General features: G+C 59.9%; 19 protein-coding genes. 10 read left to right on the forward strand and 9 right to left on the reverse strand.

Annotated elements, in window-relative coordinates; all coding sequences use genetic code 11:
• The first annotated feature begins 199 nt into the window (after positions 1-199).
• The 3 genes from NW845_RS05810 (at position 200) to NW845_RS05820 (ending at position 3,324) form a co-directional block, all read left to right on the forward strand.
• Complete coding sequence (locus NW845_RS05810) at positions 200-1,090, forward strand: shikimate dehydrogenase (protein WP_414377425.1); 891 nt, start codon at positions 200-202, stop codon at positions 1,088-1,090.
• Positions 1,091-1,240: 150 nt separating this feature from the next.
• Positions 1,241-2,920 carry a hypothetical protein gene (locus NW845_RS05815; protein ID WP_414377427.1) on the forward strand — a complete coding sequence of 560 codons (1,680 nt, stop codon included), beginning with the start codon at positions 1,241-1,243 and terminating at the stop codon, positions 2,918-2,920.
• Positions 2,921-2,958: 38 nt separating this feature from the next.
• Positions 2,959-3,324, forward strand: coding sequence for a hypothetical protein (locus tag NW845_RS05820; protein ID WP_414377428.1), 366 nt, complete (start codon positions 2,959-2,961; stop codon positions 3,322-3,324).
• Positions 3,325-3,381: 57 nt separating this feature from the next.
• Here the strand turns inward: NW845_RS05820 and argS are convergent, their stop codons facing one another.
• A complete protein-coding gene (gene argS, locus NW845_RS05825; protein WP_414366345.1) occupies positions 3,382-5,178 on the reverse strand; it encodes an arginine--tRNA ligase in 1,797 nt (598 codons plus the stop codon).
• A gap of 310 nt (positions 5,179-5,488) precedes the next feature.
• Between argS and NW845_RS05830 the strand changes: the two genes are divergently transcribed.
• From NW845_RS05830 to NW845_RS05840, 3 genes are all read left to right on the forward strand, one after another.
• A complete protein-coding gene (locus tag NW845_RS05830; RefSeq protein ID WP_414366347.1) occupies positions 5,489-6,571 on the forward strand; it encodes an ABC transporter substrate-binding protein in 1,083 nt (360 codons plus the stop codon).
• A 441-nt stretch (positions 6,572-7,012) separates the two neighbouring features.
• Positions 7,013-7,837 carry an electron transfer flavoprotein subunit beta/FixA family protein gene (locus NW845_RS05835; protein ID WP_414366349.1) on the forward strand — a complete coding sequence of 275 codons (825 nt, stop codon included), beginning with the start codon at positions 7,013-7,015 and terminating at the stop codon, positions 7,835-7,837.
• 171 nt (positions 7,838-8,008) lie between these two features.
• The gene (locus NW845_RS05840; RefSeq protein ID WP_414366351.1) at positions 8,009-9,127 is read left to right on the forward strand and encodes an electron transfer flavoprotein subunit alpha/FixB family protein; all 1,119 of its coding nucleotides are present in this window, start codon (positions 8,009-8,011) and stop codon (positions 9,125-9,127) included.
• 19 nt (positions 9,128-9,146) lie between these two features.
• On the opposite strand, the gene NW845_RS05845 is transcribed toward NW845_RS05840, so the two are convergent.
• Complete coding sequence (locus NW845_RS05845) at positions 9,147-9,431, reverse strand: YggT family protein (protein ID WP_414366353.1); 285 nt, start codon at positions 9,429-9,431, stop codon at positions 9,147-9,149.
• Between the two features lie 186 nt (positions 9,432-9,617).
• Between NW845_RS05845 and NW845_RS05850 the strand changes: the two genes are divergently transcribed.
• Both NW845_RS05850 and NW845_RS05855 read left to right on the forward strand, forming a co-directional pair.
• Complete coding sequence (locus NW845_RS05850) at positions 9,618-10,760, forward strand: response regulator (RefSeq protein WP_414377432.1); 1,143 nt, start codon at positions 9,618-9,620, stop codon at positions 10,758-10,760.
• Between the two features lie 251 nt (positions 10,761-11,011).
• On the forward strand, positions 11,012-12,199 hold the full coding sequence (locus NW845_RS05855; RefSeq protein ID WP_414377435.1) for an RNA-guided endonuclease InsQ/TnpB family protein: 1,188 nt from the start codon (positions 11,012-11,014) through the stop codon (positions 12,197-12,199).
• Positions 12,200-12,336: 137 nt separating this feature from the next.
• On the opposite strand, the gene NW845_RS05860 is transcribed toward NW845_RS05855, so the two are convergent.
• The 4 genes from NW845_RS05860 to ligA form a co-directional block, all read right to left on the reverse strand.
• Positions 12,337-13,743: a TrkH family potassium uptake protein gene (locus NW845_RS05860; protein ID WP_414365281.1), complete on the reverse strand. Its 1,407-nt coding sequence runs from the start codon at positions 13,741-13,743 to the stop codon at positions 12,337-12,339.
• Positions 13,744-13,806: 63 nt separating this feature from the next.
• Complete coding sequence (locus tag NW845_RS05865) at positions 13,807-14,466, reverse strand: potassium channel family protein (RefSeq protein ID WP_011429691.1); 660 nt, start codon at positions 14,464-14,466, stop codon at positions 13,807-13,809.
• Positions 14,467-14,542: 76 nt separating this feature from the next.
• Positions 14,543-15,889, reverse strand: coding sequence for an ATP-dependent protease ATP-binding subunit ClpX (clpX, locus tag NW845_RS05870; RefSeq protein ID WP_414377437.1), 1,347 nt, complete (start codon positions 15,887-15,889; stop codon positions 14,543-14,545).
• A 709-nt stretch (positions 15,890-16,598) separates the two neighbouring features.
• The gene (gene ligA, locus NW845_RS05875) at positions 16,599-18,620 is read right to left on the reverse strand and encodes an NAD-dependent DNA ligase LigA (protein ID WP_414377440.1); all 2,022 of its coding nucleotides are present in this window, start codon (positions 18,618-18,620) and stop codon (positions 16,599-16,601) included.
• Positions 18,621-18,684: 64 nt separating this feature from the next.
• Between ligA and NW845_RS05880 the strand changes: the two genes are divergently transcribed.
• Positions 18,685-18,828 carry a hypothetical protein gene (locus tag NW845_RS05880; RefSeq protein WP_414377443.1) on the forward strand — a complete coding sequence of 48 codons (144 nt, stop codon included), beginning with the start codon at positions 18,685-18,687 and terminating at the stop codon, positions 18,826-18,828.
• Positions 18,829-18,846: 18 nt separating this feature from the next.
• On the opposite strand, the gene rnc is transcribed toward NW845_RS05880, so the two are convergent.
• Entirely contained in the window at positions 18,847-19,572 is a 726-nt protein-coding gene (rnc, locus tag NW845_RS05885) for a ribonuclease III (protein ID WP_414365274.1), read from the reverse strand.
• Positions 19,573-19,663: 91 nt separating this feature from the next.
• Here rnc and NW845_RS05890 point away from each other — a divergent pair, with 91 nt between their 5' ends.
• Positions 19,664-19,996: a hypothetical protein gene (locus NW845_RS05890; RefSeq protein ID WP_414365273.1), complete on the forward strand. Its 333-nt coding sequence runs from the start codon at positions 19,664-19,666 to the stop codon at positions 19,994-19,996.
• A gap of 57 nt (positions 19,997-20,053) precedes the next feature.
• Here the strand turns inward: NW845_RS05890 and NW845_RS05895 are convergent, their stop codons facing one another.
• Both NW845_RS05895 and mutY read right to left on the reverse strand, forming a co-directional pair.
• Positions 20,054-20,329, reverse strand: a complete 276-nt coding sequence (locus NW845_RS05895) for a hypothetical protein (RefSeq protein ID WP_414365271.1) — start codon at positions 20,327-20,329, stop codon at positions 20,054-20,056.
• An 87-nt stretch (positions 20,330-20,416) separates the two neighbouring features.
• Positions 20,417-21,502, reverse strand: coding sequence for an A/G-specific adenine glycosylase (gene mutY / locus NW845_RS05900; protein ID WP_414365269.1), 1,086 nt, complete (start codon positions 21,500-21,502; stop codon positions 20,417-20,419).
• Between the last annotated feature and the right edge of the window lie 2 nt (positions 21,503-21,504).

The following is a 21,504-nucleotide window of genomic DNA, read 5'->3' on the forward strand; positions in this document are numbered from 1 at the left end:
GGGCAGAAGAAGAGACAAAAGCTCTGCTGTCAAGCGGGTGAGGAAACCCCACCCGCCTGCGCGGTGGGGTAGTTCATTCGACCACATTTCGGAAGAATCCCTGGCCAGTTGGCGGCAGCGCTACCGGCAAACTTTAGATCGGGTGGAGTCGGAGTCTAACTAATTGGAGCTACAGGGCAGGGATCCCTTAGGAGCTGGGGTGGACAGGCGGATTTCGGGAAGTACGCAATTGCTGGGCCTGATCGGGGATCCGGTGGTCCACAGCCTATCCCCGGCGATGCACAACGCTGCCTTGGCGGCCATGGGAGAAGACTACTGCTACGTGCCCTTTCCGGTGGCGGCAGAGCGCCTGGCAGTGGCGGTGGCCGGGCTGGCGGCCATCGGGGTGCGGGGGTTTAACGTCACCATTCCCCACAAGCAGGCGATTCTGCCTTTGCTCAGCCAGGTGGAAGCGCGGGCGGCAAAGGTGGGAGCAGTAAACACGGTCTACGCCTTGCCGGAGGGAGGCTGGGGCGGCACCAACACCGATATCGACGGTTTTGTTCAGCCTTTGCTGGGCCTGGAAAAGGGGATCCCCACCCTAATCCTGGGCTGTGGCGGGGCGGCGCGGGCGGCCATCCAGGGCTGTTTGGAGTTGGAGTTGGGGCCAGTACGGGTGGCCGGGCGATCCCCTGAGAAGTTACAGGCTTTGCAACAGACCTGGCCGCAGGTGGAAACGCTGAGCTGGGCCGAGCTGGATCGCCACTTGCCCGAGACTTCCCTTGTGGTCAACACCACCCCCGTGGGCATGTACAAGCCGGGATCCCCTGCTGAGCTGTCTCCCCTCAGCCGGGAGCAACTGCGCCTTCTGCCCGCCGGCGCCGTTGTCTACGATCTCATCTATGTACCGGATCCCACGCCGCTGCTGCGTATGGCCGCAGCGTTAGGCCACACCCCCATCAGTGGCCTGGAGATGCTGATCCACCAGGGGGCCAAGGCCCTCTCCCTCTGGCTGGGGGGCAAGCCTGTGCCGGTGGAGGTGATGCGGCAGGCGGCCCGGCAGCAGTTGGCCCAGATTGAGGTGGATAGGGCAAGGGATCCCAAGCTCTAGCTCTCCTCTCAAAGTTGAATGCAATTGGCTGGGGGCGGGAACAATTGCCTCGGGCCTGCCGGTCTCTAGGGGGAGATAGGGCTACAGCAATCCTCGGTGGGGTTAAGGGTGTTGAGGTTGCCAAGGCAGCAGCGGAAATGGCTTGCAGGTGTGCTCGGCGCACTGATGTGGCTGGGATCCGGAATCGCCGCCCAGGCCCGATTCCCTAGGTTTGGCCATTCCCTTTTTCCTGACTCCGATCCCAGGTTTCAGGGCAGCGGGGAACAGACAGGATCCCTGTCTGCTCTTCAGCTCGATGCCTTCTGCCGGCAACCCCCTGAGGAAGTGGCGCGCAAGGCTCAACTGCGCCAGCGGGCCACCCAGTCAGAGGCCGCTTGGGCCGAATACACCCAAGTTTTAGCCGAACATCGCGCTGCCTTGATTGCCTGCCGCAGCCGCCGTTGGCCGCAGATTCAGGCCATTTGGGTGCGCTTGCATCCCTGTGATGCCAATCCAGGCGTACTGGATCAGGTGTTTGACCAGGTGGTGAACCTGGGCTATAACCGCGTTTTTATCGAGACGTTTTACGATGGCCGCTCCATTTTGCCCGATGGGGCGGGCGGGATCTGGCCCAGCCTGCAGCCCAATGCCGATTTGTTGGATCTGGCTCTCAAGGCGGCGCGACGGCGGGGGTTATCGGCCTATGCCTGGGTGTTTTCCCTCAATTTCGGCTACAGCTACGGGCTTCTCCCAGATCGCCAGGCAGTCTTGGCCCGCAACGGCCGTGGCCTCACCACCGTCTTGGATCCGGCGACAGCCCTTGCAGAAGATTTGGTCAGCCCGGATGAGGTGTTTGTGGATCCCTTTCATCCTCTGGCGCGACGGGATTTTGCCGAGCTGATCCGCCGCATCCTGCAGCGGCAGCCGGATGGGATCCTCTTCGACTACATTCGCTATCCCCGCGGCTCTGGGGGATCCAGCCTGGCAGCCACCGTCCAGGATCTGTGGATCCATGGGGAGGCAGCCCGGCAAGCCTACCTGGATTTGGCAGAAAACCCGGCGGGCCGAGCCTTGCTGGAGCGTTACCTCAGCCAGGGCTATATTACTGTGGCAGATGTTCTCCATCTGGATGCCACCTATGCCGAAGAGCCCCGCTGGCGCCAGCCAGGGGATCCCAAGCCCAGCGCAAGCAGGGAGCGGCCACTTTCTCCAGAACTAGGGGACGGGATGGCCCAAAGCAAAGCAGGCGAGAATTGGCATTCCACCCATGCCGATTCAGAAGGTGATTCAGGGAATAGGGATTTAGAGAATTTGGCGGCTCCCCGTCCAAAAGCAGCGCCGCCGGATCCCACCCCTACCCCTAGCGCCGCTCTCCGACAGGAGCGCTGGCAAGAGCAGCTCTGGCAGCTCAGCGTTGAGTTTGCCCGCTATGGGATCCTCGATTACCTGCGGCAAGCTGCCCAACCGGCCCAAAGCCTTAGGATCCCGACCGGGGCCGTCTTTTTCCCCGAGGGCAACCAGGCGGTGGGAGAAGGGTTCGACGCCCGTCTCCAGCCTTGGGATCGTTTTGATCCAAACATGGAGTGGCACCCGATGGCCTATGCCAAGTGCGAGGATGGCTCCTGTGTGGTGCAGCAGGTGGGGCAAATCCTGGCCGTGGCCTCTCCCCAAACCTTTGTCTGCCCGGCCATCGCCGGCCTATGGGGACAAGCGCAGCGAAAACGCCCCAGCTTGGAAATCCAGATGGGATCCCTGGCCCGCCGCTTTCCGCAGTTGCCTTGTGTGAGCCACTTTGCCCTCTCTTGGATCGAGCCGGAGCTGGAGCGCAGCCGTCGCACCTGTCAATTCTGATGCTCACCCCACACCCGCAAGTTGGGAATTCTGAAATTATGAACCCCGAACAATTCGATCTGATTAACCGCTTGTTTCAACTCACGTTTCAAATCGGGGATCGCTTGGGATGTGAGTCTTCTGACCCCGCTCAACTACTCCTGACCGACCGGCCCGGCCTAGAAGCAAGCCACCTATATTTCCCGTTCGATTACGTTTACGAGGATCTGGATCCCGAAGTGTGGGCCAATTATGCGGCTGAGGTGCCAGCTTTATCGCAGATGGCTGACCTTTTGCAATCCTATCCCCTCACCCGTGGCATTTATCGCCAAGACGAGGTTTCGTGGTGGATTTGCGCTTTTTGGATGGCCCAAGAGGGATTGGGAACCAACGTGCTCTTGCGCGCCCACAGAGTCGAAACTTAGGCAGTTGATCCCCAAGTTCCCTCTCGTCTTGGGATGGGGATCGGTTTTACTTAACATCTACATCGACTCTGGCGCGCTCAGGCCGAGAATGCCGGTGAGCACGTTAAATAAAACCTGTCGCGTGGCCTGCACCAATTGGATGCGGGCTTGGGCCAAAAGAGGATCCTCTTTTAAGAGGGGCAAAATGCGGCAGTTGTCGTAAAACTTGTTGAAATCGGCAGCAATCGCCTCGGCATAGCGAATGATCTTGTGAGGGGCGCGCTCTTCGGCAGCGGCAATCAGCTCATCGGGCAGGGCCAAGAGGCGCAGCAGCAGGGATCGCTCTTCAGGTTCTTTGTAGGGCAGTTTTTGCTGCTCCGTCAAAGCAACTGTGGCGGTTAGCTGCACCTGTTCCTCTTCCTGTAACCGCCGCAGCAGGGTACAGCAGCGGGCATGGCTGTAGTGGACATAGACCACCGGGTTGTCGAAAGTTTGCTTGACGGCCAAATCCAAATCAAAGTTGATGGGGCTGTCCATGCTGCTGCTGAGCAAAAACCAGCGGGCTGCATCGACCCCCACGCCAATTTCGGGATCCTCAATAAGATCGTTTAAGGAGACAAAATTGCCGGTGCGCTTCGACATGCGCACTTCGGTCTTCTCGCCGGTTTCCGGGTCGGTTTTGAACAATTTGACAAATTGTCCAATCAGGATCTCCAGCTTGACCTCTGGGCTGAAGGCGCCCACCGCCGCCCTTAAACGACCGATATAGCCGTGGTGATCCGAGCCGAGGATGTTGATGAGTCGCTGATAGCCCCGCCGCACTTTGTCGCGGTGGTAGGCAATATCGGCGGCCAGGTAGGTAAAGGAGCCATCGGCCTTTTGCACCACCCGATCCTTGTCGTCGCCAAACTCTTGGGTTTTGAAATAGACGGCCTCTTCCGCCCCCGGCTTGGGATCCTCACCCCGCGGCGCCTTAGCCCTGTAGAGGAAGCCGCGCTCCTGCAGCTCCTGCAAAGCCTGTTGGATGGCGCTCAGCCCTGTCTGGGGATCGGGGGTGTGCAGGCGGCGTTCGCTAAACCAGTGATCGAACTCGGTGCGCAGTTGTTGCAGGGTCTGCTGTTGCCAGGCCAGCATTTCCTGGTAAGCAAAATCGGTGTACTCTTCCGGGGTGGTGGGCAGAGGGCGGATCCCGGCCTTGACCTGATCCAACAGCCGCCGGGCGATATCGACCAAATAGCTGCCGTGGTAGGCATCTTCCGGCAGAGCCACCTCTTCGCCTTGCAGTTGTCGCACCCGCACTTCTAGCGACTGGCCCAAGAGCCGCATCTGGTTGCCAGCATCGTTGATGTAGAACTCCCGCTCCACCTGGTGCCCCGTCCAGCGCAGCAGGTTGGCCAGGGTCGAGCCGACAGCAGCCCAGCGCCCATGTCCCACGTGCAGCGGCCCCGTTGGGTTAGCGGAAACATACTCCAGCAGGATGCGCTCGGGATGGGGGGCAGCGGTTTTGCCGAAATCTTCCCCCAATCGCAACAGCTCTTGCAATCGCTCGGCCAAAAAGGGATCCCCCAGCCGGAAGTTGAGGTACCCACCGCCTGCCACCTCGGTTTCTATGTCCGGCAGATCCAGGTGTTTTTGCAGGGTTTGGGCAATTTGGGCCGGCGCCATGCGGCAGAGCTTGGCCATCCCCAAGGGGGTAGGACAGGCGTAGTCGCCGTAGCGGGGATCGCTGGGGATCTGGATCACGGGAGTAACCCCTGCCGCCTGCTCAGGTGTTAGGGATCCCAGTTGGCCTGCGGCTACCGCCCGTTGAATGCTCTCGGATACGGCGGCGGCGAGGAACCGAATCAGGGAGGTGGATAGGGGTTGAGTGGCCATAGCGGTTCGCGTTGGCAGACCTCGAGGGAAGTTCCAGGGATGTCAAGAAGCACTATCATATCGACAACCAACCGGCTTTGACAAAAGAACAGATGCTCCCCAGCTAGACACTGCCCTTACCTGCCTTGCGAAAACCAATCTGAGAAACCGGTGGAACAGAGTTCTCGATCGGGCTTTAAGGTATCCTAAAATACAAGAGCTTGGCCCCACCTTGCTAGGTTGGTTGCTAGCTGTTGTCAGCTCAGGTCAAGTTTTGCCACCTTTCCCCCTGCGGATCCCTACTGAGCCAGGTGCTGCGGAGCATATGGATATGTCCATCTCGAAATCGTCGCGTCGCCAATTCCTGCAATCTGCTGCTGCGGCTGCCTCTCTGGTGGCCGTTGGCGGGCTAAAGGCCAAGGCTCAGAGCCGCGGGCCGCTTCTGGTTTCCCAGGGCCTGACGCCCCTGAAGTTCACCCTTTCTTGGTTGCCTTCCTCGATGGATACCCCCCTTGGAACTGCGATCTTGAAGGGCTACTTTGCTGAAGAGGGGCTAGAAGTAACCTACGAGCGCGGCTTTGGCTCTGCCGATTCCATCACTAAGATTGCTGCTGGCCAGTACGACCTGGGGGAAGGGGATCCCTACTCCATGATCGAGTTCAACGCCAAAAACCCGGATGTACCCTTGGTGGCGATCTTTGTTCACTTCAACCGCTCTCCCTTCGGCATCTATACCCTGAAAGGCAGAGGCATTACAGAGCCGGCCCAACTGGCGGGCAAGAAGCTGGGGGCGCCTGCAGGAGATGCGCCGCGTCGGCTCTGGCCGGTGTTTGCCAAGCAAGTCGGCATCGATCCGGCTTCAGTAGAGTGGCTAACCATGGAGCCACAGTTACGCGAGCCCTTCCTGATCCAAGGCCGGGTGGACGCAATTAGCGGCTTTATGACCTCGGCCATGCCCAATTTGGTGCGGGGTGGCGTTAGCTTGAACGACATCACGCCTTTTCTCTACAACGACTATGGCCTTGAGCTGTACGGTAATGCCGTCATCACCCGTGTGCAACTGCTGCGCGAGAAGCCGGAGCAACTCAAAGCTTTCTTGAGGGCCTACGTCAAGGGCTGGCAAGACACCATCCGCGACCCCGACGGCAATATGTTGGCGTTTTTGGACAAAGCCAGAGCCGAAGGGCAGGTGCTGGACACTGCCATTGAGAAACTGCGTCTCACCCTAGCTATGCCGCGTCTGTTTGTTACCGAGGAGGTGCGGGAAATTGGCTTGGGGGACGTGGTGCCTGCCCGGATGGAAACCGCGATTGCTCAGGTGGTGGATGGCTTTGGCCTCTCTGCCAAACCGCCTCTGGAGAAAGTATTTGACAACAGCTTGCTTCCCCCCCAATCCGAGCGAATGATCGCCTGATCTGGAGAATCACACAACAACTTTGAAGCGCTGTCTGTGAAGCGCTGTCTGTTGACTTGCAGAGACAGTGAACGCTTCTTGCCGGCCAGACGGCTTTTCCCGATGGCAGGTGAGGAACCCAGCTCATTGGCTCAGTCATTCCAGCAAGATATTCTCCAAGCTTTTCGCAGCAGGGATCCCAGACTTCTCTTGGGAGAGAGGTAGGTTTTAATCGCATTTGCGTTGCTGGGTTAGAGATGGCAAGCGAGGCGCAGCAGCAAGGGAATATCTCAAACTTTGTTTAAAGTTACTTAAACTTGAGCAACTGATGTGCTGAGAAAGGCGACTGAAGAGTGCTCATCAGAGTGCTCACCGTTTCCGATCCCGAAAAAAAGCTGAATAAGTTTCTGCTGCCTAGGGATCCCTCTTAGTCTGGAGGGGATCGCTAGGGAGCTGATATCCTTGGAAACTTTTGTCCTAATTAAGCAAGTTCCCGATCAAAATGCCAAAGCCGGCATCAACAGTGACGGCACGATCGACCGGGCCAAGGCCAAGCGGATGCTGAACCCCTTCGATCGCTATGCGCTGGAAGCGGCCCTGCAAACCAAACGGCAACATGGGGCGAGGGTGACAGCGATCACGATGGGGCCACCCCCGGCCATTGAGGTGCTCTACGAGGCCATTGCCCACGGCGTGGATCGGGGCATTTTGATGACCGACCGCCGCCTGGCCGCTTCGGATACCTTGGCCACTGCCTACACCCTGGCCCACACGGTTCGCTATGCGGGCCGGCCCGATGTCATCTTCTGCGGGCTGCAGACCACCGACGGCGACACAGCCCAGGTGGGGCCCCAGTTGGCCGAGCGGCTGGGGATCCCTCAGGTTACCTATTGCGAGGCCTTTGAGATCCGCGATGGGATCCTGGTGGCGCGGCGGGCCATCGAGGGGGGATCCCAAACGGTGGCGGTGCCGCTGCCGGCCTTGGTCACGGTGGCCAATTCAGCGCGACGTCTGGCCTATCCCACCCTACGCGGCGTGCAGCGGGTGCAGCGGTTGATGAGGGATGAGGCGGCACGGGCCGAGGCCATCCAGATCCTCAACCTGGACGATGTGGGGGCCGATCCAAAGCGCTGCGGCCTCCAGGGATCCCCGACCATCGTGGCCGCCACCGAAAAAGTGGGGGAAATCGGTGGCAACTGTCAGGTCTTTCAAGGGCAGCCCGTGCCGCAACTGGTGAAGGAATTGGCTCAGGCACTTGACTTGAGCCTCTACCTAGCTACCTCTTAGGCTTTACCCTCTTTTCCCTTCTGCTAACTCCACCCTTTCAACCCATTCCTTGACTTCTCAGTTGCAGCCCGCCCAAACCTGTTGGGTGAATTATCACTAAGTTGCGGAAATCTGTGTAGGAATTGACGAAACTTCCCAGCCTTTCTACTTCGATGAGGAGTCGTAAGCTCTATGGAGCACAAGCGGGTGTTGATCTTCGCTGAGCAGATCAAGGGTGAGTTGCAACCCATTGGCCTGGAGCTGTTGGGAGCGGGGCGACGGCTGGCCGATAAGCTGGGAGCGACCTTGAGTGCCCTCGTCCTCGGCCACAACATCGCTCACCTGCCCCCAATCCTCATCGGCCACGGGGCGGATCAGGTCTTCATCGCCGACCACCCCGAGTTGGCCGAATACCGCACCCTGCCCTACCGCCGCGTTATCCTGGACTTGCTCAAAAGCTGGCCCCAGCCACCCCACACCATCCTGCTGGGATCCACCACCACCGGTCGGGACTTAGCCCCCCGTCTGGCCGCCCACCTGGAAACCGGCCTGACCGCCGACTGCACCGAGCTTGACATCGGCCCCTTCGAGTACAGCAACAGCCGAGATCCCGACAAGTCTGGTTTCTTCCCCGAATGCCTGTACGCGATTCGGCCCAGCTTTGGTGAGTCCCTCAAAGCCCGTATCCTCGGCCCCTGGAAAAACCCGCAAATGGCCACCGTGCGCCCCGGCGTGATGCTGCCCTTGCCATGGGACGGATCCCGCCAAGGGGAAGTGATCCCGGTGCCGGTCAACTTGGAGCCGGAGGATCTCAAGCTGCACATTGTGGAAACGGTGCGCAACCTCTCCCAGGCGGTGGATCTGACGCGGGCCAAGGTGATCGTTTCCGGTGGCTACGGGCTGGGATCTCCAGAAGGCTTTGAGCTGATGAGAGCGCTGGCCGCCTGTTTCCCCAACAGCGCCGTCGGCTCCTCCCGCAAGGCTGTGGATGCCGGCTGGATCCCCTATGCCCACCAGGTGGGGCAAACCGGCAAGACCGTTCGCCCCCAGCTTTACATCGCCTGCGGCATTTCCGGTGCCATCCAACACCGCGTCGGCATGGACAAGTCCCAGACCATCATCGCCATCAACAAAGACAGCGCCGCCCCCATCTTCAAATTTGCCCACTACGGCATCGTTGGGGATCTCTACCAGGTGGTGCCCGAACTGATCCGGCAACTGCAGCAGATGCAGGAGGAAATCCAGGCGGGAGCTCCTGCACGGCTTGCGCAAACTCCCGCCGCGCGGATCCCTATCTTGCAGGGCCGCTAATAATCCTTAGGAAAGCACTCTAGTGCAGGGCCATCGTCAACAATCCCTGCTGTCCCAGCAACAGCTCCCGCAACAGGGTAACCAGACCCACCCACGCTACAGGCGCCATGTCCACCCCCCCCAGGGGCGGGATCAAGCGGCGTGTCGGGCGCAACAGAAACTCCGTCAGGCCAACCACCAGGGAATAGGGCAGTCGAGAAGTATCCAGTTGCGGATACCAAGACAGGAAAATGCGCAGCACAAACAGGACGGTGTAGATCCCCAGTAGCGGACCCAGCACCCAGGCAGTGAATTGCGGCAGCATACGTCTTGCAGGAACCAGGCTCTAGAGGATACGAGGATACTCGGAATGCAGGGACTCGGCTCTAAGCTTAACCCCAACTTTTTAAAACTTTAACTCCGTTTCCAAAATAGTCCTACAAGCAGGGCGGCAGCCACTAGAGACTAGCGTCATAATGGTCATATCTTGCTGACTGCAGGCAGGGATCCCATGCAGGGAAGATTACAAGAGATCGATATCCGCAGCATCCTTCAATTGATCGAGTTGGGCCAGCGCACCGGTGAGCTTTTCGTAGAGGCCAGGCCCTCTATCTACTGGTTCGTCTTTTTCCTGAATGGGCAAATCATCTATGCCTCTGAAGGCGAAGGGAGCACTGCCCGCCTCAGAGACTACCTGCGCCGCTTCAAGCTGGAAGCTGCCCTAGACGAAGTTGAGATCCCCCACAAAGCAGCGGTCAATGCCCCCGAGTACAACCGCCTCTGGTCTTTGCTGGAAAGCCACAAGCTCAACCCCAGCCAAGGCAAGCAAATCCTGCTGGGCATGGTGCGGGAAGTCCTCTTTGACCTGCTCAGCCTCCACCAGGGCTCCTTCATTTTCGAAGCCGGACACCCCTTGGCCCCGCAATTGACCACCTTCCCCGTCACTCCCCTGCTTACTGAGATGGTCACCCAGGTGCAGGAGTGGAAAAAGCTGCATCCCTATATCCAAGCTCCTAACCAAGCCCCCACCATCCTCAACCCCCTGCCGCTCCAGCAAACCCTGCCCGCCCCCGTCTTCAAAGCCCTGAGCGAGTGGTCCGACGGCAAAACCAGCATTCGCCAGATGGGTCGCTACCTGGGCCGAGACACCCTGGCAGTGGCCAAAGCCATCTATCCCTATGTTCGCCAAGGGGCAATCCACCTCTCCGACCCCGTCCTGATCGCCGAGCCCCAGCGCACTCGTCCCCTCAAACCCAGCGACAAGCCCAGCCACATCCTTTGTATCGACGACTCCATGGCCATCCAAAAAACTGTGGAGTTCATCCTGCAAAACGAGGGCTACCAGGTCACCACCATCGGCAACCCCCTCAAAGCCCTGGGACAGGTGTTTCTCCTCAACCCCGACATGATCCTCTGCGATGTGGCCATGCCCAAATTGGATGGGTATGAGCTGTGCGCCATGTTGCGCAAATCCAGCCAGTTCCGCGAAACCCCCATGATCATGCTCACCGGCAAGGACGGCTTCATCGACCGGATCAAGGCCCGCATGGCCGGGGCCAACGAGTTTCTCAGCAAGCCATTTTCCGAGAGGGAATTGTTGACCGTTGTCGAGTCTTATTTAGGCCCACCTCCCAAGCGGGGCGGCGGCGAATAAGCGTGGGGCTAGCCGAAGTTCCTAAAAAATGTCGAGATTCGAGCCAAGCAGGCAGAGTACAGCAGAATACTGGACAGAAGAGGAACTTCACCAAACAATAGGGGGTAGTCCAGCTAGCCTAGGGCTACAGGGCTAAATGCGGCCAAAAGCGCCAAAAGATAGGATCCCCCTTCAGCTAGAAACCGCAGGAGCTCCGCCCTGTACCCGTAGGGTCAAGGCCGGGAGGAATGCAGAGGACGTATAGTTGCAACATGACCCAAGTTTTAACTATTTCTTGCAAGCTCAAGGTATCTGCGCCGCAAGCCGCCAAGCTGGATGCGACTCTGGATGCGTTTGCACAAGCACTCCTCGCGCCAGCGGGCCGGAGGCCTCACTGGGTTAACCAAAACATGCCAGAGAAGATAGTCAACGCCATTAAGCTCCAATCTCTTTGCTACCGTGAGATTCGGGCGCGGTTTGGTCTCTCCAGCAATAAGGACTCCGTCCCGCTAGCGCGAGTGGCACAACAGGTAGGCAGGAGGCTAACCGCTGCCCGCAAGGTTGCCCAGCAGAAAAACCGTCCGGTCAAAACGTTCAAGTCTGGCTTTGTTACCTACGATGCCCGCATTTTCTCCTTCCGTGAGAGGGACTGGACAGTATCGCTGACCACCGTCGAGGGACGCGAACGCTTTGAGCTGGATGTTGGCTCCTACCAGCGCGGCAGGCTAACAGGTTCAAATCCCAAAGCAGCTACGTTGGTCAAACGCCAAGACGGTTCCTCCTTCATCCAGATTGGTGTGGAGTCTGAGGCACCAGAGCCGGAGCACGCCGTCAAGGCAACGGGCGTGGATTTAGGTAGGAGGGATATTGCCCACACCTCTGAGGGAGACCACTGGAATGCACAGCAGTTGAACCAGGTCAGAGACCACTACTCCCGCTTGAGAGCGGCTCTGCAACGCAAGGTCGGTGAGGGCACACGCAGCACTCGGCGTCGATGCCGGGAGCTGTTGCAACGGCTGTCTGGTCGGGAGAGACGCTTTCAAGCCTGGGTGAACCACTGCATCTCTACTTGCGTCAGCGGGACGGAGTCCTTAGCGATTGTTGCTAGGGCCAAAGCTACCTGTAGCCTCATTGCCTTGGAGGGCTTAACTGGGATGAGAGAACGCACCAATCAACAGTCGCGTAGTAAAGTTGAGCGTCGGCGGGTGAACAGTTGGGCGTTCTCCCAGTGGAGACAGTTTCTAGAGTACAAGGCAGCAAGAGCAGGGGTGAAGGTGGTGGTAGTGCCACCTGCCTACCCTTCGCAAACTTGTCACCGCTGCTTGTGGCTTGGGCAGCGGGAAGGGAAGCGTTTTCGTTGTGTCAACCCGGCTTGTGGCTGGGAGGGAGATGCAGATTTGAACGGTGCTAACGGGATTGCGCTTTTGGGGGTCGCTGTAAACCGGGGCCTGCTTCCCTAAATCCCCCCGTATACGGGGGAACAGAGGGGGGTTCGTGGTTGGCTTGCCAACTGCAGGGCTACCGTTCGCGTCAGCGGCGCGTAGCGCTTAAGCCCGCTCCGTACCGCTTAGCGGTCGGAGCCGGGTAGTTTACGGGATTACCCAATTAAAATTGGCTCTTCCGGGTAGATTACCAGCTGACGCGGCTGCTGCTGGGCCAAAGCCAAGACAATGGTCAGCGCCCCCAAGCGGCCCCAGAACATCACCAAAACGATGATCAGTTGGCCAAACAAGTTCAGCTTCCCCGTGAACCCTGTCGAGAGGCCACAGGTGGCAAAAGCGGAGATGACCTCGAAGAGTACCGGATCCAGCCTGCTGTGGTGGTGGGTAATTAAGATCAGCCAAGTTGCCAATAGCACCACGAATAGAGAGACAGTCAACACCGCTGCCGCCTTGCGCACCATCGAGGGATCCAAACTGCGCCCGGCAATCTGAGCGCTGGGCAGGCCGCGGGCATAGCCCCACAGAGCCAACACCAACACCGCCAGGGTACCAGTGGTCATGCCGCCCCCCATGGAAGCCGGGGCAGCCCCGATAAACATCAGGATCATCAGCAGCAACTGGCTCGCCGGTGTCAACTCCCCAATGGGGATGCCGGCAAAGCCAGCAGTACGAGCCGAAACCGACTGGAAAAACGTCAGGCCCAGGCGGCGGGGCCAGCTCACCTCCTGCAAGGATCCCTGGGGCAAGCTCTCGGCCAAGAACATCCCCAGGCCGCCCGTGCAGAGCAAGACCACCACCACGACCAGGGTGATGCGGGTGTGCAGAGAGGGGCGGTGGCCCTGCGGCCAGGTTAACAAATCCGACAAAACCGGGATGCCCAAGCCGCCAATAAAAATTAGAGTGCCCAAGATCGCCAGCGACAGGCCATCCGTAGGGATCCCCTCCTGCCCAAATAGGTCGAACCCCGCATTACAGAAAGCTGACACGGCGTGAAAAATGGCCAGAAAAACCGCCCGACCTGGCCCGTAGAGATCCCGCCAATGCACCCAGAGCAGCAGGGCCCCTCCCAGCTCGATCAGAGTGACCCCGATCAACACCCGCCGCGTCAATTCCAGAATGGCCCCCGGATCGATCAGGCCCAGCGAATTGCACAGCGCCAGGCGATTGAGCAGGGAGATGCGCCGCCCGATCAGTTGGAACACCACCACCGCCAAAACCATGAAGCCCACCCCGCCAATTTGGATCAACAGCAGCAAGACGATCTGGCCAAGCAGAGTGAGATCCTCCGCCGCCACAATCGTCGAGAGCCCCGTTACGCTCAGGGCGGACATGGCCGTAAACAGCGCCTCATTCCAGCTCAAGGGATCCCCGCGCCCAATCCCCGGCAGCATCAGTAGCAAAGTCCCCACCACCGCTAGCAGACCTAACCCTGCGACCAGGCGCAGGGGCGGCGGCAGCGGGCGACGCCTGTCCCCAAAAAAGAGCCGGTGCAAGCGGCTGGCCGGGATCCAAGAGGACTGAGGCAGCGTCGGGCGAGGGGTTCCTGAAGATCGGGGAGACACCCATCCCTCGGCCCCCTCGGGTTGTGACGGCGGGACACAGCCCTCTCTCATCGGATCCCCCCGTTACATCTCGTTCAGCCGCGAGATATTGGTATTGGCCCCCAACACCACCAGCAGGTCTCCTTTCTCCAGCAGGTAATCTGCCGGGGGAGAAACCACCAACGATTGTTTTCGCTTCACCACCAAGACCGTGATGCCAAAGCGGCGACGCAAGTCCGACTCCGCCAGCGTATGGCCCACCAGCGCCTCCGGCACCTCCAGCTCCGTAATGCTGTAGCCCGGCTCCAGCTCCAGTTGATCCAGGATCCCTGGCGCTGTTAGCACCTGAGCCAAACGCCGGCCCGCCTCCTGCTCCGGCAAGACCACCCGATCGGCCCCCACCCGCAAGAGAATCGAGCGTTGCCGCTCTGTCGAAGCCTTGCAAACCACGTTGCGCACCCCCAAACTTTTGAGGGCCACCGTCGTCAACAGGTTGCTCTCGAAATCGCTGCCGATGGCCACCACCACCGTGTCAAAGGAGAGAATATCCACTGCTCGCAGCGCATCCTCATCGCTGGAATCCAGCGCCACCACCTGCGTCAGTTGATCCGCCAGACGCTGTACGATCTCCCGGCTGCGGTCGATCCCCAAAACATTGTGCCCCCGCTCCATCAGCGTGAGGGCCAAACTCGTGCCGAAGCGTCCCAGACCGATCACCGCATACTCGCGATCCGCCCGCCCCATGCGCCCCCTTGCCCTTCCTTGCAAGACCAAACACTGATCATAAGCCGACGCAGAGGGATCCGGCAGGGCTGTGACCCTAGGCAGACTCAGGTTTAGGCAAGGTGGAAGGGTGAGGGATCAGCTCGCGCGTGGAGCGGCGCTCCACCATCTCAGCCGTGATGCGCACGTATTTGATATCCCGGCGAGAGGGAACCTCGTACATCACGTCCAGCATCAGCTCTTCCACAATGGCCCGCAGCGCACGCGCCCCCGTTTTGCGACGGTAGGCTTCCTTGGCAATGGCAGAAATGGCAGCCGGCTCGAACTCTAGCTCCACCCCGTCCATGCGCAACAACTTCTGGGCCTGCTTGAGGATGGCATTTTTGGGCTGCGTCAAGATGGCCTCGAGGGCCTTCTCGTCCAGGGGATCCAGGGTAGCCACCACTGGCAGCCGCCCGATGAATTCTGGGATCATGCCGTACTTGATCAAATCCTCCGGCTCCAGCGCCTTAAGGGCATCGGCCAGGCGTTGTTCACGGGTAACTGCTAGCTGCTCCCCTGGCTTGATAAAGCCCATTGACTTTTTGCCAATGCGCTGCTCGATCACCTTATCCAGGCCGACAAAAGCGCCCCCACAGATGAAGAGGATGTTGGAGGTATCGATTTGAATGCAATCTTGATAGGGATGCTTGCGCCCTCCCTGAGGAGGCACGTTGGCAATAGTTCCCTCCAGCATCTTCAACAAAGCCTGCTGCACCCCTTCGCCGGAAACGTCGCGGGTAATGGAGGGGTTTTCGCTCTTACGGGCAATTTTGTCGATTTCGTCGATGTAGATGATGCCGCGCTGGGCTTCTTCCACATCCATGTCCGCCACCTGCAGCAGGCGCAACAGGATGTTTTCCACATCTTCGCCGACGTAGCCGGCTTCCGTGAGGGTAGTGGCATCGGCAACGGCAAAGGGTACATCCAACATGCGGGCCAGGGTTTCGGCCAGCAGGGTTTTGCCGGAGCCGGTGGGGCCAATGATCAAAATGTTGGACTTTTGCAGTTCCACCTCATCCAGCTCTGCAGCTCCGAGGGTGCTGGGGTTGGCCTTAGCAGCCAGCCGCTTGTAGTGGTTGTAAACCGCCACCGACAGAACCTTCTTGGCTTTCTCTTGGCCAATCACGTACTGGTCAAGGTAGCGCATGATCTCGCGCGGCTTAGGCAACTGCGCCAGAGAAGGCAGGCCGCGAGAGGATTTTTTAGGGGTTTCGCGACGTTTGGCAACAGAATCCGTCTCAGGTCGGGTATGGCCGTCGTAGAGTTCCTCCTCCAAAATCTCATTGCACAGCTCTACACACTCGTCGCAGATGTAGACCCCCGGCCCCGCAATCAACTTACGCACTTGATCCTGGGACTTATTGCAGAAGGAGCATCTCAGGTGGGAGTCATGCTTGGCCATGGGATCCTCGTTGCTGTTTGCTCTTGGCTATCGTGTTTGGCAAATTCTAGAAAAAGCCGGACGTTCCAGTGCTGCTCAAACGTGGGGCGCGGCTGGAGAGGCGTAGGGATACTGCAAGGGACAGAACTTACTGACTTACTAGTCTAGCACTTCCTTCCAGATTGTGGGCTTCCTAAGCCGGCCGTAGAAGATTGCCCTGCTGCTGAGAACAGCTCTGCGGCGATTGGAGATAAAGTTCATAAGAAAACCGCCCGACTCGACGTCGAGCGGCGGATGGTGTGAGGAGTGAACGGAAACATGCGTCTCCGCTAATTTCATGATAGTGGAATGTTCCTAACTCTGGCAAAGACGGTCGTCGGAGGTAAGTGGGCTTTTGGGTTCGGTTGGATACCCTCTGGAGCGGAACCAGGGCGGATCTTGAACACCAAAAAGGGGAAGGGACTGTCCGTGTTTCGTCCTCTTCCCCCTCTGGCGTCCACTCCTCACTGAATCGCATGATAAACCATCGCCGGGGCGAGGACAAGCCGGCCTTCCCAAATTTTTTGGGGAATCCACAGTCGAGGGACGGGAACGGTTTGGGCTGGCCAAAGGCCTCCGGCCCACGGGCGCGAAGGTGTTGGGCAAGGTGGTGGTTGCCGTTCCGCCAGAGTACAGGACTCAGAAGTGTTTCAAGAACCAGAATCCCCGCCCTTTGGGGCTGGGGAGTATGTCAATTTGGATCCAACGCCAGCAGCTCCGCCTCGCTCAGCAGAGGGATCCCCAAAGCCTGGGCCTGCTTGAGTTTGGAGCCGGGATCCGACCCTACCACCACATAGTCGGTTTGGCGGCTGACGCTGGCGGTTACCTTGCCGCCGCGGCTTTCAATCCAAGCCTTGGCCTGCTGGCGGGAGAGAGTAGGCAGGGTGCCAGTGATTACAAACTTCTTCCCGGCCAGAACCTGGGAGACGGCAGGAGCCTTCTGCTGGGGCAGAGCAGGGATCCCCAGCTCCCGCAGCTCCTGCAGCAGCCGCTGGTGGGCAGGATCGGCAAACCAGCTCACCACCGCCTCGGCAATTTCTGCCCCTATCCCGTAGATTTGGGCGATGTCTTCAGCCCTAGCCTGGGCCAAGAGTTCTGGGGCGGGGAAATGGGGGGCCAAAATCTGGGCGGTCACCACCCCCACATGGGGGATCCCCAAGCCGTAGAGCACCCGCTCCCAGGGCTGCTGGCGGGAGCGCTGAATGGCCTGCACCAGCTTCTGGCTGGAACGGGATCCCATCCCCTCCAGGCTCTTCAACTGTTCCGGGGTGAGGCGGTAGAGATCGGCCACGGTGCGAACCCCTAGCTTTTCCACCAACTGGGCTACTCGCTTTTCCCCCAGGCCCTCGATATCCATGGCGTCGCGGCTGGCCCAGTGCTGCAGTTGCCCCCGGATCTTGGCCGGGCACTCGGGATTGGGGCAGCGGGTTACCGCCTCGCCAGCAGAGCGGACAAGAGGGGTGCCGCACTCGGGACAGTGGCTGGGCAAGCGGTAGGGAACGGCGTCAGGGGGGCGCAGCTCCTTGAGGATCCCCACCACCTCGGGGATGATCTCCCCGGCTTTGCGCACGATGGCGGTGTCGCCGATGTGGACATCCAGCTCCTCGAGGCGATCGGCATTGTGCAGGCTGGCGCGGCTGACAGTGGTACCAGCCAGAAGAACCGGCTCTAGCTCTGCCACCGGGGTGACGGCTCCGGTGCGGCCTACGCTGGCCACGATGGCGCGGATGCGGGTGGGGACTTCTTGGGCAGGGTATTTGAGGGCAATAGCCCAGCGGGGGAATTTTTGCGTAAAGCCGGCCTCCTCTTGCAGCCGCAGGGAGTTGAGCTTCACTACCACGCCGTCACAGGCATAGGGAAGCTGGGCCTGCCGCCACCGCTCGTAGAACTGGATCACCTCCTCGAGGCCCCGGCACACCTGGGACAGAGGATTGACGGGCAATCCCAGCTCCTTGAGCCGCTGCAGACACTCCCACTGGGTTTGGGGGGGATCCCCGCTCGGCCAGCCTTCTGGCCAGTGGAGGGCATAGGCAAAAAAGCTGAGCTTGCGGGCGGCAACGATGCGGCTATCCAACTGGCGCAGAGTGCCAGCAGCACAGTTGCGCGGGTTGGCAAAGGGGGGATCCCCGGCAGAGCGGCGCTCCTGGTTGATGCGCTCGAACTGGGCAATGGCAAGATACGCTTCCCCCCGCACCTCCAAAACCGGTGGCGGATTCGCTGCCGCCAGCCGCAGGGGGATGGCGCGGATGGCACGCACATTGGGGGTGATGTCCTCGCCTGACTGTCCATCGCCGCGGGTGGCCCCCCGCTGCAGCAGCCCATCCACATAGGTAAGGGCCAGGGCCGCGCCATCAATTTTCAGCTCGCACACATATTCCAGCTCCCCTTCCTCCGGGGTGCGCCCCAGCACCCGCAGCAGGCGCTCTTGCCATTCTTTTAGCTCTTCCAGGTTGAAGGCATTTTCCAAGCTGTAGAGGGGAATGCGGTGGGAGACGGTGGGGAACTGCTCGGCGGGCTTTTCTCCCACCCGCTGGGTGGGGCTGTCGGGGGTAATCAGCTCGGGGTGGGCCCGCTCCAGCTCCTGCAGCTCGCGGTAGAGGCGGTCGTAGACGCTGTCTTCCAAGATGGGGGCATCGTAGACGTAGTAGGCGATGCTGGCCTTCTGCAGCAGGGCGCGCAGGTCGCGGGCGCGCTGTTCCAGTTGGGGATCCATACTCTTCCGCACCGTTGGTTAGGTCTAGCGTAGGTTCAACGCTCTCATCTGTCTTAGGCTGCCGTTGCTCTGCCCCCTTGTTAGGCTAACCCCCAAAAAGCTGGGCAACGCGGATCCCAGCTTCCAGGTGCAGGCGAGAACTCCCCACAGGAGCGAGCTGGCGGCGCCGGAAGAAGAGGCCGGCTACCACAGCGGTCGCTACCCATGAATTGCCTCGTAGTGGCGCCTACCTTATTTCCTGCGACTGCAAGTGCCCGTAGGCTTGGGCCGCAGCGGCCATTTCTGCCGCCTTTTTGGAGCGCCCCTCGCCGCGGCCCCAACATTGACCATGGCCCCAAACTTCCATAATGAAGTGCGGCGGGTGTTCCCGAGCAGCCACCAGACGATATTCTGGCAAGGTGCCCCATAGGCGCTGGGTCAGCTCCTGGAGAGCGGCTTTCGGGTTGCGCCGGGTGGGATCCTGGAACCACTGCTCCACCCGTTGGCGAAAGTAGGGATCCAGCCAGGGATGCAGGCGGGACAGGGTGTGCATGCCCCAGCTTAGGTACAGGGATCCCAACACCGCCTCGAAAGCATCGGCTAAGCGCCGCTCCCGTCCGGCCAAGTCGTTTTGGGAGCTGGATCCCACCTCAAGGTAGCGCTCTAGGCCATGTAGATCCGCCAGTTCCGCCAGGTGGGCATCGCTGATTAGATCCGAGCGAACTGCGGTCAGCTCTCCCACTGACAAGTGGGGATAGGACTGAAACAGGAACTCGGTGGCCAAAATACGCAGGACAGAATCCCCCAAGAACTCCAGCCGGTCATTGTTGCGCTGGCCATCCAGGGAAGGATGAATCAAAGCTTGATCCAACAGATCCCAGCGCAGTTGTTCCAGCCAAGTGGGATCCCTGAACCCCAACCGGTTCAGCAGATGCTCCAAGGCGCGGCGACGAGGTGGGATCAGCTCAACCATAAAACCCGCGGCAAAATCCCTACACCTAGAATGCTCTCAGGGCTCACCTTGTGCTACAGGAGTAGTATAAGCTTTTGGAGAGGATCCCTTCATGCATGCCCGCGCCCGTCCTCGCACCCCCACCACCGAGATGGAGGTGACCAGCATTCGTCTGGAGCGTGAGCTGAAGCAACGACTGAAGGCGTTGGCCGGCGGCCAGGGCTACCAGGCCTTGATCCGCGAAATTCTCTGGGGCTATGTCTTGCGCCACTCTCCAGAGGCTGCCACCCTCGCTGCCGAGGATATTCAGGCCAGTTTCCCCGCCACGGCTCACCAGCCCCAGCGTTGCGCCCTCACTGGCCAGGCCATCCGGCCCCAGGAGCCGATGCTGCTGGGGTTGACCACAGATGGGAAATTGGTTCCCCTCAGCCCTGCCAGCCTCTGATTCTGGAACTCGAGTTCGCCAAGAGAGCCCTGGAGCGACCGACTCGACCGGCTTCTGCTACGTTCCGCGAATTTCTCGATATTTTCTGGCGCGTTCTTCGGCGGGATCGGGGGCTTGCGCCTTGGCAGCGGCCTCTTGCAGTTTTGCCATCACTGCTTCTGGGGGGTCAGCAGAGCGGACGACGTAAAACATCAAGTTAATGGCTTCGTTGGCCGTCAGCTTGAGGGTTTCTTTCCCCTTAGGCACCAGCGCGATCTTGCCGTCTGTCGTCGTAATCGCCGTGTGGGATCCCTTGGCGAGAATCTCCCCAGCTTTTTCCAGAGTGACAAGCATATCCGTGCCTCACCTCAGCAGGACATCTATCATCCTATCGGATGTCTTGTGCGCGCAAGGCCGGAGGGGTTTAAGCGGTTTGGCGGATTACAGGGGTTCTAAGGGATTCCCTTGCGTTTCCAGCCAAGCGTATAGGTAGGGAAATAGCTTTTGGTTGGCCGCCGGAAAGGGAAATTGCGACAGCTCCGCCGGCTCGACCCAGCGTACTTCGCTGCATTGCAGGGCTTGGGCTTCTCCGCCCAAATAGCGGCAGATAAAAGCAATAAGGGTGATGGTGAAATGGGTGTAGGCATGTTCGATGGTGGCCAGCGGAGCCACTACCTCAATGTCGATGCCAATTTCTTCTTTCACCTCCCGCACCACACACTCCGCGGGGGTTTCTCCCGGCTCGATTTTGCCACCAGGGAACTCCCACAGGCCGCTGAGCATGGAGCTTTCCAGCCGCCGATCGATGAGGATCTCTTGCCCTCGCAAAACGATGGCCACCGCGATCTGTTTGTGAGGGCGCGAGGGACGGGACTCAGACATAGGCAGGTGTTGCTGTTGACCTCGATTGTAGGCAGCGCAGTCGGCCTGCCAAGGACATTGGCCACAGCGAGGCTGCCGGGGCCGGCAGACAGTAGCGCCCAGGTCCATCAGGGCCTGGTTAAAGGTGCGCGGCTGCTCGGGATCCAGCAACTGCTGCGAAAGCCGCCACAACAGGGGCAAACAGCGGGCCGGCGGCTGGGGCAAAGCCACCAGGCGAGCCAACACCCGTTTGACATTCCCTTCCAAAATCGGCAGGGGCAGGTCAAAGGCGGCGCTGAGAATGCCGCCAGCTGTGGTGCGCCCGATCCCCGGCAGCGCCAGCACCTGCTCCAGATTCCTGGGAAACTGGCCCCCGTGTTCCCGCACCAAGATCTGGGCTGCCTTGTGCAGATTCAGCGCCCGCCGGTAGTAGCCCAGGCCTTCCCACAATTTCAGCACCTGCTGCTGGGAGGCTGCCGCTAAGTCCGGGATCCCGGGCAAAGCCTCCATCCAGCGCTGAAAGTAGGGGATCACGGTTGCCACCTGGGTCTGTTGCAGCATCACCTCTGCTACCCAAATGGCGTAGGGATCCTGGGTGCGTCGCCAGGGCAGATCCCGCCCATGCTGGCAGTACCAACGCTGCAAGGACTGCCGCAGGCGCTGCAAAA

Source organism: Synechococcus sp. H60.2, assembly GCF_047462315.1.
In the GTDB taxonomy this organism is placed as follows: domain Bacteria; phylum Cyanobacteriota; class Cyanobacteriia; order Thermostichales; family Thermostichaceae; genus Thermostichus.